This is a genomic window from Actinobacillus delphinicola (assembly GCF_900638385.1).
GTDB lineage: Bacteria > Pseudomonadota > Gammaproteobacteria > Enterobacterales > Pasteurellaceae > Actinobacillus_C > Actinobacillus_C delphinicola.
This window is the reverse complement of the sequence record NZ_LR134510.1, coordinates 1,510,449-1,524,881: the sequence shown is the minus strand read 5'-3', so window position 1 is coordinate 1,524,881 and position 14,433 is coordinate 1,510,449. Positions and strand designations below refer to the sequence as shown.

Here is a 14,433-nt window from a genome sequence, read left to right as displayed (position 1 = left end):
CAAGTAAGCATCCAACTATTAAGATTAAAAATAATTTATCATTATCACGGAGAGTATATGCTAACCCCGATACGTACTTTAACAGATAACTATATTTGGCTCTATCGTCAAAAAGACTTACCCGCATTGGTTGTAGATATCGGGGATTTTTCACCGCTCGCAGAATATCTAGATAAACACCCTATGCCGATTGAGGCAGTTCTGCTTACTCACTATCATGCTGATCATATTGCGGGCGTGGCGGCTTTTCATAAGATTTTTCCAGACGTGCCAATCTATGGTCCTGCAGAATGTGGGGATGTTGTCACCCATATGGTCACGGAAGGAGAAATTCATACGCCTCATTACACAATTAAGGTCCTTACTACGCCTGGTCACACTGCCCAGCACGTAAGCTATTTAGTCGATAAAAACTTGTTTTGCGGAGATACGCTCTTTTCTGCAGGGTGTGGACGAGTTTTTACTCAAAACTATCAAGCAATGTTTGACAGTTTGCAAAAAATTAAAGCATTACCAGATGATACGCAAATCTGCGCAGCCCATGAATATACATTGAATAATTTACAATTTGCGATGGCAGTTGCTAACACAACTGCACAAAAAGAAACCGTCTCCGCTAACATGGGCATTGTTAAATTTTTGGTTGCAGCAGGTATGCCAACTTTACCTACTCCGTTGGCAGATGAAAAACGGATTAATCCTTTTTTACAAGCAAAAGATGTAACAGAATTTACACAATTACGCATAAAAAAAGATAATTTTTAAGCGCTTACCTTACCTACACCCGAATTTTCGGTAAAAAATTTGCATTTTTAAAAGGGTTATTGCATAATGCAACGCACTTGATTTTGCTTCGCAAATCAATCCTATGGGAACCTTCTCGGTCTCTCGCAACAGTCTCTGGTTTACCTGGTCAGGTTCGGAAGAAAGCAGCCAAAGTCAGATGTCCTGTGTGCCGAGATAAGCTGGGAAGGTTTCCGCCTATATAACATATTAAAAATATCCTTTCTTTTTATTCTTTTAGATAGTGTTTATTTTCTCTTTTTATTAAACCTATTTTTACATTCCATTTAAATTTTTTTTACATTTTTTTAAAAAATAGTTAGTAACTTTTTTTAAAAGGAGTAGAATCCCCACCATCTGAATGGGATTTATTCCATATCAGAAAAAGTTTCAAAAATTTATATAGAGGATCAGAATATGAGTAATGATCAAAAAAAATACGGTGCAGATGCCGTTGTTCAAAGTCTTATCAATCATAATGTAAAATTCGTTTTCGGTATTCCTGGTGCTAAAATTGACCGTGTTTTCGATTTATTAGACCACCCTACCGACCCTAAAGCACCACAATTCGTTCTTGTACGTCACGAACAAAATGCTGCATTTATGGCTGCAGGTATCGGTCGTATCACTGGCGAACCAGGTGTAGTAATTACAACCTCTGGTCCAGGCGCAAGTAACTTAGCGACAGGTTTAGTAACCGCAACCGCTGAAGGTGACCCGGTATTAGCAATTTCTGGTCAAGTACAACGTACCGACTTACTTCGCTTAACTCACCAAAGCATGAAAAATGCAGCACTTTTCGAACCAATTACTAAATACAGTGCTGAAGTTCAAGATCCTGAAAACGTTTCTGAAGTTATTGCAAATGCTTACCAAGCAGCAGCTTCTGGTAAACAAGGTGCAACTTTCGTATCTATTCCACAAGACGTTACTGACTCGCTCGTTAAAACTGATGTAATCCGCCCAATGGAACCAGCTAAACTTGGTCCAGCAAGCCCAGTAGAATCTACTGCACTAGCACAACGTATCAAAGAAGCTAAATGCCCAGTTCTTTTAGTAGGTATGCGTGCATCTGATCCTGAAATTGCACGTGCAATCCGTAATTTAGTAGCAGAAACTCACCTTCCAGTTGTAGAAACTTTCCAAGCTGCTGGCGTGATCTCTCGTGAATTAGAAGCTGACTTCTTTGGTCGTATCGGTTTATTCCGTAACCAACCAGGTGATAAACTTTTAAAACACAGTGACTTAGTTATCGCTATCGGTTATGACCCAATCGAATACGAACCACGTAACTGGAACAAATCTGGTGAAGCAAATATCGTGGTTATCGATTCAGTAAATATCGAAATCGATAAAAACTTCCAACCACAAACTGTGCTTGTAGGTGATATTTCTCAAACTTTAGACTTCTTAGTACCTTACATGAAAGGTTTCAAACTAAGCGAAGAAGCTCAAGATTACTTAGGTAAATTACGTGTTCAATTACAAACTCGTGACGTACCACCTGAAGTAAAACCAGATCAAACCCTTTGCCACCCATTAAGCATTGTGCGTGAATTACAAAAACGTACAACTGATGATATGACTGTGTCTGTGGACGTTGGTAGCTTCTATATTTGGATGGCTCGCCACTTCCGTTCATACAAACCACGTCACTTGTTATTCAGTAACGGTATGCAAACTCTTGGTGTTGCACTTCCTTGGGGTATCGCAGCAGCACTTGTTCGCCCAGAACATAAATCTATTTCTGTATCTGGTGATGGTGGTTTCTTATTCTCAGCACAAGATCTTGAAACTGCAGTACGTTTGAACCTTAACCTTGTTCACATCATCTGGAACGATGGTCACTATGACATGGTTAAATTCCAAGAAGAAATGAAATACGATCGTTCAGCAGCGGTTAAATTCGGTCCTGTAGATTTCGTTAAATACGCAGAAAGCTTTGGTGCAACTGGTTTACGTGTAGAAAAAGCTGAAGATCTTGGTAAAGTACTTGATCAAGCATTCGCTATCAACGGTCCAGTTATCGTAGATGTTCCTGTTGACTATAGCTTCAACAAAGAACTTGGTGGTCAAATCTTAGAAGATCAATTCCACTAAGAAGAAGGTAAGGTGTATGGATAATTTAACTAAATTGTACCAACACGGTACGTTAGCAATGCTTATTGAAGGCATGCTAAAAGGCACTATGACAATGAAGGATTTACTTGCGCATGGTGATACTGGTCTTGGTACAGGTGAAGGATTACACGGCGAACTTGTTGTGCTTGATGGACATCCTTATCTTGCTCAAGCGGATGGTACCATTCTCGAAGCAGGTCCAGATTTTGTTGTTCCTTACGCCAGTGTTCATTTCCAAAAACCTGAAGTTTCTATTAAGGTTGAAATGGAAAATGTACGACAAGCCGACCTTCACGATCGTATTTGTGAATTTTATCCGTATGAAAATATTTTCTACGGTATCACAATTCGTGGTGAATTCCGTGATGTGAATACGCGTATTGTTAAAAAACAATGCCCTCCGTATCCAAAACTTGTAGAAGTTGCAGAACAACAAGCAACTTTCCACAAAGATCACGTGAAAGGTGCAGTAGTAGGATATTTCTCACCTGAATTATTTAATGGTAGTGCAGTATCTGGCAACCATGTTCACTTTGTAGCAGATGATAAATCTATCGGTGGACATTTGTTAGATTTTGAATTAGTGAAAGGTGAAGTTATGATTCAACCATTCTCTACTATCGAAACTCACTTCCCATTGGATTATAAAGAATTCATGTGTGGAAAAATCAATCTTCATACTTTAGCAGACGAATTAGAACGTTCTGAAAAATAAGAGATTGATTAACTAGAATAAAAAGGTGCGTAAGGGATTATGCACCTTTTCTTTTTACAGAAAAAGAAAAAATCACGCCCCAAAATTCATAAATTTTTATGCAAATTGGGGCGTGATTTTATTTTTTTAGAATTAATTTAGGCGGAAATATGTTTTTTCTCCCCAAATTTATTCCCAATTAAGAATGCGATTAAACCAAGCAATAATGCAGGGACGATTGGATGGAAACCTAAAATTTGGATATTCTTCGCCGTTAAAATAACATAACTACAAAATCCAACAATCATTGAGGATACACCACCGACACTATTTGCTTTTTTCCAGTAAAGTCCAAATAGAATTACCCATAAGAATGTCGTTTCTAACCCACCTAATGCAAAAAGATTCAACCAAATCAGCATATCGGGTGGATTTAACACGGAAACAGTGACGATGATTGTAATAAGCAACGTTGCTACGGTTGATAACCGTTTGATATGTTTTTCGTTGGCAATGCCTTCTGGTTTAAAATATAAATAGAGATCTTTAATTAGAGTTGAAGAAGTTTGGATTAACATACTGTCAATCGAAGACATAATTGCTGCCATTGGCGCAGCGAGAAAAATTCCTGCTACCGCGGGTGGTAATACTTTAATCATTAATAACGGAATGATTTTATCGGTTACCGTAAGATCAGGAATAATCGCACGCCCCAAAGCACCCGATAAATGGATACTCACCATTAATAAAGCAATCACGATCGTACCAATAATTACCCCTCGGTGTAAGGCTTGGCTATTTTTATAGGACATCGCACGCACCACAGTACTTGGTAATCCTAATAAACCAAAACAAACCAACACCCAAAATGAAGTCATAAAAGTAAAATCAAGTGGGCGTGATTTAATTCCGTATGGTGTCACTAAACGTGGATTAATTTCGGTTAATGTGTGCATAATTTTATGCACACCACCGCCTGCATGAATGACTGCAAATAAGAGTAAGAAAGTCCCAACCATCATAATCATGCCTTGGATACTATCGGTCAATACCACGGCACGGAACCCACCGATAAAGGTATAAATCCCCACGGTTAATGCAAAGAAAATGACCGCCCAACGGTAATCTAGATTAAGTGTTGTTTCCAGTAATCGCCCTGCCCCAATAAATTGCACCGCCATCATAATAAAAAATGACACCATTAATGCCAGGCTAGCGAGTAGCATCAAGGTTGGGCTTTTATAGCGATCATATAAAATATCATTAATCGTTAAGCTATTGTTTTTACGCGCAAGAATCGCAAATTTTTTCCCGAGCACGCCGAGTGTAAAAAGCACTACGGGAACCTGAATCATTGCCAGCAACACCCAACCGAGTCCGAACTTATAAGCTGCACCTGGTCCACCAATAAATGAACTCGCCCCCACATAAGTAGCGGCGGTTGTCATCGCAAGTACGAAACCAGTCATCGAACGGTTACCTACATAATATTCCGTTAAAAAATCGCCTTTTTGACGCTGAGTATAAGCATAAATTGCCCCTGCAAATACGACGACAATATAGCCCAGCAAAGGTAATAAAATAGCTAGTTGCATTTGTGATTCTCGGATTCTTTTGATTCATCAGTACAGTCATTATTTAATTCAATATCTTTAAAAAAGAAATGAATAACAACTGCGGTTACGATGATAAATAGGATAGGAAGATAAAAACAGGCAAGCTCAAACCAGAGCGGAAACCCTAGCAAACCTGTTTGTTGTGGGGCAAAATAAGCGCATAAGCACCACCCACACAGATAGAATACGGTCAACCCAAAGGCTAATCGTGCTTCTTTTGTCGCCTGTTTTAAAGGATTTTTAACACTCATATGTCATTTCATAAAAATGGGAAAAGGGGGTTGAAACGCCCCCTTTGTATTTTATTAACTGAATTAATTATTAGTTTAATCCAAGTTTTTTCTCTAAATAGTGAATATTTGTTCCACCTTTTTGGAAATTCTCATCAGAAAGAATCTCTTCTTGAAGTGGAATATTTGTTTTAATACCACTAATGATTGTCTCTGCTAACGCATTTTTCATACGTGCGATCGCTACATCACGGGTTTCACCATGCGTAATTAATTTACCTACCATGGAATCATAGTGAGGCGGTACGCTGTAACCACCGTAAAGATGCGAATCCCAACGCACACCAATACCACCTGGTGAATGCAAGTGTGCAATTTTACCTGGTGATGGTAAGAAGGTATTTGGATCTTCCGCATTGATACGGCATTCGATTGCGTGTCCACGTACTTTAATATCGTTTTGTGTAATAGATAATGGTAAACCTGATGCAATGCGAAGTTGTTCTTTAACAAGATCAACACCTGTAATCATTTCTGTTACTGGGTGTTCCACTTGGATACGGGTATTCATTTCAATGAAATAGAATTCACCATTTTCATATAAAAATTCAAATGTACCTGCACCGCTATATCCAATCTCTAAGCATGCATTTGCACAACGAGAACCAATATTACGACGAGTTTCTTCATCAATACCTGGTGCTGGTGCTTCTTCTAATACTTTTTGATGACGACGTTGCATTGAACAATCACGTTCAGCTAAGTAAACTGCATGACCACATTTATCTGCTAATACTTGGATTTCAATATGACGTGGATTTTCAAGGTATTTTTCCATGTAAACCATATCATTATTGAATGCTGCTTTCGCTTCTGCTTTCGTTAAAGCAATGGCTTCTTCAAGATTATCATCGCTACGTACTACACGCATACCACGACCACCGCCGCCACCAGAGGCTTTAATAATTACAGGATAACCAATTCGTGCAGCAATCGCTTTATTTTTAACCATATCTGTACCTAGTGGTCCATCAGAACCTGGTACGCATGGCACACCTGCTTTTTTCATCGCATTAATCGCAGAAACTTTATCCCCCATAAGGCGAATAACTTCTGGACTTGGTCCAATAAAAATAAAGCCTGAACGTTCAACTTGTTCAGCAAAATCGGCATTTTCTGATAAAAAACCATATCCTGGGTGAATAGCATCTGCCCCCGTTACTTCTGCAGCGGCAATAATTGCAGGCACATTTAAGTAACTTTTTGTAGAAGGTGCAGGACCAATACAGACGGTTTCATCTGCTAACAATACGTGTTTTAATTCACGATCTGCAGTGGAATGAACCGCTACGGTTTTAATGCCCATTTCCTTACAAGCACGTAAAATACGTAACGCAATTTCACCACGATTAGCAATCACTACTTTTTCGATCATGCAAAACTCCCGTTTTTTATTCAATAATCATTAACGGCTGATCAAACTCGACCGCTTCACCATCATTAATTAAGATTGCTTTTACCACACCCGCTTTGTCAGCTTCGATACGGTTCATCATTTTCATTGCTTCAACGATACAAAGTGCATCGCCAACATTAACTTTTTGTCCAATTTCAACAAATGGTGCAGCTTCTGGGCTTGGTGAGCGATAGAAAGTGCCGACCATTGGTGAACGCACTTGGTGACCTGACATCACTTCATCTTGTTTTTCTTCAACAGCTGGCGTTGCAGATGCAACTGGAGATGCTTGAACAGCTGGGATTGTCATAGCGGGAGCGTGTGCAGGTGCCATTGCAACTGTTGGGGTGCCACGATTAATACGAATTGTTTCTTCACCCTCAGAAATTTCAAGCTCCATGATGCCTGACTCTTCCACTAACTCGATAAGTTTTTTAATTTTACGTACGTCCATAATTTATCCTAAATTAATTTTTAGTTTTAATGCCCCATTTTGTGACGAATAAAATGAGGTATGGTGTCCAAAAGTTTGGCAAGTATTCCTTAAAATACACCTTTTAGCAATGAAAATCTCCGATTTTCTGCGAAAATTGGCAATTTTCAGCTATTTTTCAAGAAATTTATTGCGTAATTTATAGCAAATTCATAGCCTTTAGCACCTAGTCCACAAATAATGCCTTCTGCGATATCACTAAAATAAGAATGATGGCGGAAAGCCTCACGTTGATGCACATTCGACAAATGAATTTCAATAAATGGGATATTTACAGCGAGTATTGCATCACGTAGCGCAACACTCGTATGTGTAAAAGCGGCAGGATTAAACAGAATAAAATCGACCTTTCCAAGACTTTCATGAAGTTTATTGATAAGTTTTTCTTCGCTATTCGATTGAAAACATTCACAATCAATATTTGCTTGTTTAGCTAATTGCATTACATTTTCTTCAATCATTTGTAACGTCGTTGAACCATAATGTTGAGGCTCACGCTTACCTAATAAATTCAAATTAGGTCCATTAAGTAGCAGAATTTTCATCCGTTATCCAGTTTTTGATTACAATTTCGTGGCATTTTACCGAAATTTAAAACATTTTTCATTGATTTATGAAAATAATTTTAAGACCTCGTACCTCATGCATGTGAAAGTACACCACTTGCAATGCATTCAATAAATTCACGATCATCTAAATTTAATACAGGCTGCGGTGCATTTGGCCATTGACGAATCAATTGGTATTCCATAAGCCCAAGTGTATCTAACCCAGGAATTGTGTCTGGCGTATATTGAGCAGAAATGCGAGCTAATTGCGTTAATCCAAAACTACTTTCAATACTTGAACTTATTATAGCTTGCATACCTAATCGATTTGCAGTTTGAATCAATGCAATACATTTTTGCAAAGACCCAACCAAGGTTGGTTTGATCACGATCGCACTAAGCTGATTTTCTGGTATTAACTGAAAACCAGGATCACGTAACGTTTCATCCCATGCAATAGCAATGCCTGTACTTTTTGCAAATGCTAAGCTATCTTCAGGTTTTTTACACGGCTCTTCTAAAAATTGAATACGTTGACGGAACTCTGGTTTAATGTACTTAGCAAAAAGTTGTGCCTTTTCTGGTGTCCACGCACGATTTGCATCTAACCGTAGCTTCAAATCAGGAATAGCTTCTAAAAACATATTCACGATCATGCCATCACGATTTGCTTCATATAATCCGACCTTGATTTTTCCGACTTTTTCACCAGTCGTATTTTCTAACTTATGAAAAAGCTCATCAGGATCACCATAGCAAAGCGGTGCAGTTTGGTAGTTCCCTTCTTCTTGCAAATAACCCGATAATTCGGTTAATGCACAACTTAATCCAAAAGCAACCGAGGGATAAAGGTTATCTAAACTTAAAATCAAATTTTCACTACGAGCCTGATTCCAGTTTTTCAACCAGACTAACGTTTGACAAAGCGCCTCTTCAACATTTTCTTGACTAAATCCAGGCAAAGGGGCAATTTCACCCCAACCAATATTTTCGCCACATTGTACTTTAACAAGTAGCCCTTCTCTCACTTTAAGAAAACGATTACGTAACACCACTTGACTGTCGACAGGAATACGATAACGGTAAATTTCATAGGCTCTTTGAGTCATTTTATTCTCCTCACATCTCACACGTTTTTGTTACATTATCATAACGACCACCAGCATCCAAACAGCGATCTATATCATCGCATCCCATGAGTGTTCCAATGATAATGAACACGAAGAATACTTTTTTACCATATCAGACTCCTCTTTTCTGTTAAGTGTTACTTCTTGGCTTTTTTAGGAAACACCAGACTGCAAACGACACTCACGACAAGTGTTGCCACTACAACAAATAATGATTGATTTGGTGTAATATCAAAATGTGTAATGCCCAATGCGTGTAATCCGCCCAATGCTAACTTCACGCCGATAAATAAGAGTAAGAACACAACCCCTTGTTCTAAGTATGTCAAAATGCCCTTTAACCCTTCTAAGACAAAATACAGTGTTCTTAAACCTAAAATCGCAAACAACATAGCGCTATAAACAATAAGAGGTTCTTTGGAAACCGCAATCACTGCAGGTACGCTATCGAATGAGAACATAATATCGCTAAGCTGAATTACGAATAAACAAACAAACAATGGTGTGGCAAAACGCATTGCTCCTTTAGCAGTTGCCAAACTTTTTTGTAATTGATTTTTATCTGAATCAGAGCGATTTTCATCTTGCAATGCTTGTTCAACTTCTTGTCGTCCAACTACAAATTTATCTTTAAAAAGTGATGGTACGATCGGATAAAACTTATGAACTAATTTATTTGCTGGATGGCTTGCATAATCAATTTCGCTATCTTCATTTGTCGTTAACATTTTGAACACTGCATAGAAGATAATGAGTGCAAACACAAAATCTGCATACCCGCCGAAACTACTCATAAATTTCACGCCGATAAGCACAAAAATCAATCGGAAAATGATGGCGCCAATGACACCCCAGAATAAGACTTTATGACAATAGCGATTTGGAATATTAAACCATGCAAAAATCGCACCAAATACAAAAAGGTTATCGACAGAAAGACTTTTTTCTAACATATAACCAGAAAGGAATAACGATGCCATTTTACTGCCGTGTTCCCACCACAAATAGCCTGCATAAATAAAAGCAATTACGATCCAGAAAATCGTCCATTTAATAGCAGAACCTAGAGTAACTTCTTTATTATCGCGATGAAGCCAATAATCCGTTACCATAGAAAAAATCACTAAAACTAGAAAAACAGTTAAATCAAGCGTTGTAACATTCATTTTATTAACACTAAAAACAGAAAAAAAGGGCAATAAATTGCCCTTTATGCAAAAGATTATGGATTACGTTTAAATTTACTAAAGTCTGGCGCACGTTTTTCATTAAATGCGTTACGACCTTCTTGCCCTTCTTCTGTCATGTAGAAAAGCATTGTAGCGTTACCCGCTAATTCTTGTAACCCTGCTTGACCGTCACAATCTGCATTTAAAGCAGCTTTTAAGCAACGTAAGGCGATAGGACTGTTACGTAGCATTTCACGGCACCAATGTACAGTTTCTTTTTCAAGTTCTGCATAAGGTACAACGGTGTTTACTAAGCCCATATCTAATGCTTCTTGCGCATTGTATTGACGGCATAAGAACCAAATTTCACGTGCTTTTTTCTGACCAACAAGGCGAGCCATATAGCTTGCACCCCAACCGCCATCAAAAGAACCTACTTTCGGTCCAGTTTGACCAAAGATAGCGTTATCTGCTGCAATAGTTAAGTCACAAAGCATGTGTAATACGTGACCACCACCGATTGCATAACCTGCAACCATAGCAACAACTGGTTTTGGACAAGAACGAATATCACGTTGGAAATCTAAAACATTTAAGTGGTGAACACCTGCATCGTCTTTATAACCGCCGTAGTCCCCACGAACTTTTTGGTCACCACCAGAGCAAAACGCTTTTTCGCCTTCACCAGTAAGTACGATTACGCCAATTTTTTCATCGAAACGTGCATCAGCAAATGCATTGATCATTTCTTTTACAGTTTGTGGGCGGAATGCGTTACGTACATGTGGACGATTGATAGTGATTTTGGCAATACCTTCTGGCGATTTGTGATAAAAAATATCTTCATATCCTTCACTAAAATCTTGCCATTCAATCGGTGCATATAATGCATCGTCTTTTGGATTTCGCATAAAAATTCCTTGTATTTGCTAAAAAACGGCGGGAATTATACCTGAAATTCTGATTTAGCAAAACTCCGAAAAGTCCACATATTGCATTCCAATTAAAAATAACCTGAAAAGCATAAATTATTCCGAAAATTGAGGCGTGATTTTTAAACCGTTTTGTGAGCCTAATCACAATTTGAAAATAAAAACCTTACTTATTTCAAGGTTAAATTGTTGTACGTCATTTCTTTCACTAAAATATGCCATCTTAAAATTATTATTTCATTTGGAGTCTATTATGTTGTATTTAGAATTTTTATTCTTATTACTCATGTTATATTTAGGGAGTCGTTCTGGTGGCGTAGGACTATGTGTTGTGTCGGGAATTGGGCTTGCGATTGAAGTCTTTATTTTCCGTATGCCTGTCGGGAAAGCGCCGATTAACGTTATGCTTATCATTCTTGCAGTCGTTACCTGCGCCTCTGTTTTGGAAGCAGCGGGTGGCTTAAAATACATGTTACAGGTTGCTGAAAAAATCTTACGCCGCAACCCAAAACGCATCACTCTTTTAGGTCCGATTACCACTTATGTGATGACTTTTATGCTCGGAACGGGGCATTCTGTTTATTCGATTATGCCAATCATTGGTGATATCGCTTTAAAAAATAAAATCCGTCCAGAACGCCCAATGGCCGCCTCTTCTGTCGCCTCTCAATTAGCGATTACCTCAAGCCCACTTTCTGCGGCAGTCGTTTACTATCTTGCTCAAATTACTCAAATTTCAGGCTATGAATCTATTACGCTATTAAACATTATCAGTGTAACGGTCCCTGCTACCTTTATTGGGACAATTGCATTGTCTATTTATAGTATGTATCGCGGTAAAGATTTAGATGATGATCCCATCTATCAAGCCCGTTTAAAAGATCCTATTTGGCGCGAACGTATTTTAAATTCAGAAAGTACCTCTCTTAATCACGAATTACCAAAAGAAGCACGTTTATCTATGTACCTCTTCATTCTTTCATTTATCGTGATTATCCTTGTGGCCATGTTCCCATCTGTGCGTACAATTGGTGATACCAAAACCATTTCTATGTCGCTGATTATTCAAATGCTTATGCTTTGTTTTGCTGGGATTATTTTATTGGCAACAAAAACTGTGTCAGAAAAAGTGCCAAATGGGGTCGTTTTTAAATCAGGTATGGTGGCAACGATTGCTATTTTCGGGATTGCATGGATGAGTGATACCTATTTCCAATATGCGATGCCAGAATTTAAAGCGGCGGTAACCTCTATGGTAGAAACTGCACCTTGGACATTTGCATTAGCGCTTTTTATCGTATCCGTGGTCATTAATAGCCAAGCAGCCACCGCAGTCATGATGCTCCCTGTTGGCATTGCACTTGGTTTGCCTGCCCCACTTTTGGTTGGTTTAATGCCTGCAACCTACGGTTATTTCTTTATTCCAAACTACCCTTCAGATATTGCCACTATCAGCTTTGATATGACAGGAACGACACGTATTGGCAAATACTATTTTAATCATAGCTTTATGGCACCAGGGTTAATTGGTGTAGTCGTCGCTTGCGTAGTTGGCGTATTAATTTCTAATCTATTAATCGCTTAAATGCCACAATAAAAAAGACCGAGATACCTCGGTCTTTTTCTTCTTACGTTTACTCTTGCGTCTGCATATCTGCGCCATTTAGCCGCTGTGCTAAACGCAATACGATATCCAACCCTGAAAGCAAACAATCTTCATCAAAATCAAAACGTTCATTATGATGCCCTGCAGCTAGGTGAGTTCCAATCATCGCATAGCCACTTACTCCACCATTTTGCTGAACTTTATGCATAAAATGTGCAAAATCTTCACACGCTTTAAAATCACTTTCCCGTTGAATAAGGCTATTAAGAATAAAAGGCGATTCCAGCGCTATTTCTTCTATAAGATCAGTCATAGCACAACTGCTATTTCCGCCTGCTGTCCCGCCCGTTGACAGAATTTTATAATCTACATCGTAAATCTTCGCCACGCCTTCAATAATATTCTCACAACGTTGACGCATAAAATCATTAATTTCTGTGGTTTCACCACGCGTTTCACAAGCAAGATATGCATTTGGTGCAATAACATTTCGCCCTGTCCCTGCCTTCAAAACACCTACATTGATGCGTGATGCCCCATCGGCATGACGAGTAATCGCATGCATTTGCAAAGCGGCTGTCGCTCCAGCTAAAAGTGCATTTTGCCCTTTCTGCGGTTCACCTGATGCATGGGCTGCTTTACCTTGAAAATATACATCAAATTTTGATGTTGCTAAGAATTTTTGCACACCACAAATAATGCTTTGTGGTCGTTTAGCCTGAAAACCAATATGCATGCCAAATAAGTAATCCACATTATCTAAAAAGTGTAGTGGTTCCATACCAACCGCACCACGGCAACCTTCTTCGCCAGTTTGAAAAATAAGAATAATTTTTCCAGCGAATTCATCTCGATGTTCTGCCAAGATTTTAGCAAACGTTAAACCAATACTGGTATGCCCATCATGTCCGCATGCATGCATCATGCCTTCAAGATCCGCACTAAATCCCTCTTTTTCTGGGAAATGTGCTTTATCACGACTTTCACTTACCTCTACTGCATCAATATCAAAACGAAAAGCGGTCACTGGTCCAGGTTTTCCCGTATCAAGCTCTGCCACCACACCTGTTAAACCGTCTTCCAAAATTGGTAAAAATTGCTGTTCTTCTTCAGTGAGAAGTTTCTTTGCTCGTTCTTGTGCAGAGATAATTTCTTCCGCCGTTCCTAACCCTAAACGACAATGGCGACTTACAATTTCTTCTCCCATTTTTAAACGATATCCGAGATTGCGCAATACATGAGCTATTTTACATGTCGCATAAAAGGTCAACCATCCAGATTCAGGATGTCTATGCAATTCACGGCGTAAATCAATCATTGCTTGATGATGTTGCTGAGCTAGCTCGGAAATATTCATCTTTTTCTCCTCTATAAAATTTACTTCTAACCCCAAAATAAAAAACACATTAACTATGCTAATCAGCACAATGACAGTGTGTTCTTTTAAATATTTAAACCTAAAAAATTTATACGATTTTGGTAAAAGATATTTCTCCTTTTATACATAGAAATAATTATACATAGAAATAACTATAACCCATTCCGTAATAATATCTTGATAAATAGAAAATAATGTGATGTGAATGAAGGAAATAAAAGAATAAGCAACAAGAATCAAATATAATCCAAGTTGCTTTAAAATATGATTTTGCACG

At 38.5% G+C, this 14,433-nt stretch carries 13 protein-coding genes and 1 other RNA gene; 5 read left to right on the top strand and 9 right to left on the bottom strand.

Annotation, left to right across the window (positions count from 1 at the left end):
• Positions 1-57 precede the first annotated feature (57 nt).
• The 4 genes from gloB to budA all read left to right on the top strand — a co-directional run bounded on the left by gloB (position 58) and on the right by budA (position 3,619).
• Complete coding sequence (gene gloB, locus EL259_RS07130; protein ID WP_126600304.1) at positions 58-765, top strand: hydroxyacylglutathione hydrolase; 708 nt, start codon at positions 58-60, stop codon at positions 763-765.
• 112 nt (positions 766-877) lie between these two features.
• Positions 878-975: signal recognition particle sRNA small type (ffs, locus tag EL259_RS07125), an RNA gene on the top strand.
• A gap of 225 nt (positions 976-1,200) precedes the next feature.
• Positions 1,201-2,883 carry an acetolactate synthase AlsS gene (gene alsS / locus EL259_RS07120; protein ID WP_126600302.1) on the top strand — a complete coding sequence of 561 codons (1,683 nt, stop codon included), beginning with the start codon at positions 1,201-1,203 and terminating at the stop codon, positions 2,881-2,883.
• 16 nt (positions 2,884-2,899) lie between these two features.
• Positions 2,900-3,619, top strand: coding sequence for an acetolactate decarboxylase (budA, locus tag EL259_RS07115; RefSeq protein ID WP_126600300.1), 720 nt, complete (start codon positions 2,900-2,902; stop codon positions 3,617-3,619).
• Positions 3,620-3,756: 137 nt separating this feature from the next.
• On the opposite strand, the gene panF is transcribed toward budA, so the two are convergent.
• The 8 genes from panF to menB all read right to left on the bottom strand — a co-directional run bounded on the left by panF (position 3,757) and on the right by menB (position 11,151).
• Entirely contained in the window at positions 3,757-5,193 is a 1,437-nt protein-coding gene (gene panF / locus EL259_RS07110) for a sodium/pantothenate symporter (RefSeq protein WP_126600298.1), read from the bottom strand.
• On the bottom strand, positions 5,184-5,465 hold the full coding sequence (locus tag EL259_RS07105; protein WP_126600296.1) for a YhdT family protein: 282 nt from the start codon (positions 5,463-5,465) through the stop codon (positions 5,184-5,186). Before EL259_RS07105 ends, panF begins: the two co-directional genes overlap by 10 nt.
• A 70-nt stretch (positions 5,466-5,535) precedes the next feature.
• A complete protein-coding gene (gene accC, locus EL259_RS07100; protein ID WP_126600295.1) occupies positions 5,536-6,879 on the bottom strand; it encodes an acetyl-CoA carboxylase biotin carboxylase subunit in 1,344 nt (447 codons plus the stop codon).
• A gap of 16 nt (positions 6,880-6,895) precedes the next feature.
• Positions 6,896-7,354, bottom strand: coding sequence for an acetyl-CoA carboxylase biotin carboxyl carrier protein (gene accB, locus EL259_RS07095; RefSeq protein WP_126600294.1), 459 nt, complete (start codon positions 7,352-7,354; stop codon positions 6,896-6,898).
• A gap of 146 nt (positions 7,355-7,500) precedes the next feature.
• Positions 7,501-7,938, bottom strand: a complete 438-nt coding sequence (gene aroQ / locus EL259_RS07090; RefSeq protein ID WP_126600293.1) for a type II 3-dehydroquinate dehydratase — start codon at positions 7,936-7,938, stop codon at positions 7,501-7,503.
• Positions 7,939-8,033: 95 nt separating this feature from the next.
• Complete coding sequence (gene menC / locus EL259_RS07085; protein WP_126600292.1) at positions 8,034-9,050, bottom strand: o-succinylbenzoate synthase; 1,017 nt, start codon at positions 9,048-9,050, stop codon at positions 8,034-8,036.
• A gap of 158 nt (positions 9,051-9,208) precedes the next feature.
• Positions 9,209-10,237 (bottom strand): TerC/Alx family metal homeostasis membrane protein, encoded by a 1,029-nt coding sequence (locus tag EL259_RS07080; RefSeq protein ID WP_126600291.1) that lies wholly within the window; start codon positions 10,235-10,237, stop codon positions 9,209-9,211.
• A gap of 56 nt (positions 10,238-10,293) precedes the next feature.
• Complete coding sequence (menB, locus tag EL259_RS07075; RefSeq protein ID WP_126600290.1) at positions 10,294-11,151, bottom strand: 1,4-dihydroxy-2-naphthoyl-CoA synthase; 858 nt, start codon at positions 11,149-11,151, stop codon at positions 10,294-10,296.
• A 274-nt stretch (positions 11,152-11,425) separates the two neighbouring features.
• Between menB and EL259_RS07070 the strand changes: the two genes are divergently transcribed.
• Positions 11,426-12,757: an anaerobic C4-dicarboxylate transporter gene (locus EL259_RS07070; RefSeq protein WP_126600289.1), complete on the top strand. Its 1,332-nt coding sequence runs from the start codon at positions 11,426-11,428 to the stop codon at positions 12,755-12,757.
• Between the two features lie 49 nt (positions 12,758-12,806).
• On the opposite strand, the gene EL259_RS07065 is transcribed toward EL259_RS07070, so the two are convergent.
• Complete coding sequence (locus EL259_RS07065) at positions 12,807-14,135, bottom strand: amidohydrolase (RefSeq protein WP_126600287.1); 1,329 nt, start codon at positions 14,133-14,135, stop codon at positions 12,807-12,809.
• Positions 14,136-14,433: the final 298 nt, after the last annotated feature.